Consider the following 1,970-nt stretch of genomic DNA (forward strand, 5'->3'; position numbering starts at 1 on the left):
CCGGAGCCGGGCACCCGGCCGCCGGTGCCACCGCCACCACCACCAGCAGTGCGGACTCCTTCGGGCTCCCCCGAGGCGCTCCTCGGCGCGCCCCTGCTCGCCGCCGGACTCCTCGGCGCCCTCGGCCGCCGCCGGCGCCAGGCGCTGTGGCAGTCCGCGATCGGTGCCGTCGGCGGGCGGCGCGGCACCGAGCCGCCGACCCCACCGGCGACGCGGCCGACGCGCAGGACGCGCTCCTCGTCGGCGCCGACCCGGAGGGCGTCCGCCTCCTCGACCTCTCGCTGCGCGGCCTCGCCGCGCGGCTCGCCGCCGACTCCCGCTCCCTGCCCACGGTCTACGCGGCCTGGCTCACCGGCGGCGACCTGCACCTGCAACTCGCCCAGCCCGCCGGGAAACCGCCCGCCCCGTGGCGGCTCGGCCAGGACCAGACGTTCTGGACGCTGGCCCGCGCCGACGCCGAACGCCTCGACGACGTCGACACCGCGGCCCCCTACCCCGGCCTCGTCAGCCTCGGCACCCTGGACGACTCCCGGCTCCTGCTCAACCTCGAAGCCGTCCCCGGCATCGTCTCGCTGAGCGGCCGGGAGGCCGACCGGGCCGCGTTCTTCGCCTCCGTCGCCGCCGAACTCGCCACCAACGGCTGGTCCGACCGCATGACCATCACCCTCGTCGGCTTCGGCGAGGACCTCACCCCGCTCGCCCCCAGCCGACTGCGCCACCTCGACAGCGTCGACGACCTCGTCGAGACGATGGAGGCCGAGACCCGGCAGCGCCGCGGCGCCCTCGGCGCGGCCGGGTACGACTCGGTCCTCACCGGCCGCACCGGCCCGGCCCGGCACACCCGCTGGGCCCCGCACCTGGTGCTGCTCGCCGCCCAGCCGTCCGCCGCGGACGCCGTCACCCTCGCCGAACTCGCCTCCGACGCCTCCCGGCTCGGCATCGGCTACCTCGTCGGCACCGAGACCGGCGAACTCCCGGGCGCCTCCTGGGAGATGGAGGTCACCCCGGAGGGACGGCTGCTCGCCCCGCTGCTCGGCCTCGAACTCGACGCGCAGCTCCTGCCCGCGGCGCAACGGCGCGCGGTCGTCGAGCTGTTCGTGGAGGCCGACCCGGAGCGTGATCCCCAAGGGCCCGCGCCCGCACCGCCGTTCCTCGTCGACGTCAGCGAACAGGGCCGCCCCGCCGTCTACGCGCGGCTGGTCGGACCGTACGAGATCATCGGGCTCGACGGTCCCGACGGCGACCGCAGCGCCCTGCTGCACGAGGCGCTCGCCCTGCTGCTCCTGCACCGCGAGGGCGTCCACCCCCGGGTGCTCTGCGCCGCGCTGTGGCCGCGCGGGGTCACCGACGACGTCCGTGACGCCCTCCTCGACCGGCTCAGGGAGTGGCTCGGCACCGACCCGGACGGCACCCCCCGGCTCTCCGCCGACCCGACCGGGCGGCTGGTGCTCGCCGAGTCCGTCGTCTCCGACCTGGACGTGCTGCGCTCGCTCTACCACGAGGCCACCCAGGGCCGGGGCGTCGACAGCCGGGTGGTGCGCGGACGGCTGCTCACCGACGCGCTGGTCCTGGTCCGCGGCCCGCTCCTGGCCGACCGCCCCGAGGGCCGCTACCGCTGGCTCACCCACGAGATCATCGACGCCCGGCTCCCGCTCCTCGTCGCCGACATCGGGCTCGCCCTGTCCGCGTTCCACCTGGAGAAGGAGCGCGCGGAGAAGGCCATCGAGGCCCTGGACGCGGCCCTGAACTCGGCGCCGGACGACGAGCGGCTCTGGCACGAGCTGCTGCGCGCCACCCACGCCACCGGCGACGGCGAGCGGCTGCGGACCCTCGCCGCCGGCCTCGTCGCCCGCGGGGGCGCCCGGGGCGTGCCGCCCCGCACCGAGGCGCTCCTCGACGAACTGCTCCCCACCTGGCGCGGCGGCGCCACCGCGGCGGGATGAGCACCGGCCCGCTGATCGCCGCCGCCG

The 1,970-nt window shown here is 77.3% G+C and carries 1 pseudogene; it reads left to right on the forward strand.

Annotation, left to right across the window (positions count from 1 at the left end):
• Window positions 1-1,943 (forward strand): annotated as a pseudogene (locus tag GA0115242_RS42330) (bacterial transcriptional activator domain-containing protein); the annotation flags it as partial.
• Between the last annotated feature and the right edge of the window lie 27 nt (window positions 1,944-1,970).

The sequence above is a fragment of the Streptomyces sp. SolWspMP-5a-2 genome, assembly GCF_900091845.1.
In the GTDB taxonomy this organism is placed as follows: domain Bacteria; phylum Actinomycetota; class Actinomycetes; order Streptomycetales; family Streptomycetaceae; genus Streptomyces; species Streptomyces doudnae.